The sequence below is a fragment of the Monashia sp. HAY1-5C genome (assembly GCF_056755255.1).
In genome coordinates this window covers 1-252 of the sequence record NZ_JBPGXG010000550.1, presented here as the reverse complement: position 1 = coordinate 252, position 252 = coordinate 1, and the positions used below count along the sequence as shown (strand labels likewise).

The following is a 252-nucleotide window of genomic DNA, read 5'->3' as shown; positions in this document are numbered from 1 at the left end:
AGAAAGAGGACTTATCACTAAATTTCTACGCTCCGAAATTCGTGGTGGTAAAGCATCGGCAGCCAATCTTGGTCTCAAATACTCGAAAGGGAAATTTATTGTACATATTGATGCCGATTCGTCACTTGACAATGATGCGATTGAAAAGTCGCTACTCCCCTTCTATGTCTACAAAAACTTAGGAGGTGTAGGTGGAAACCTGATGGTAAGAAACGATGACGAATCTCTTACTTCAACCATGCAGTATCTGGA

The 252-nt window shown here is 41.3% G+C and carries 1 protein-coding gene; it reads left to right on the top strand.

What is annotated here, in order from left to right:
- A partial coding sequence (locus ACR9ZK_RS22725; RefSeq protein WP_481344187.1) for a glycosyltransferase occupies positions 1–252 on the top strand: 252 nt, incomplete at both ends.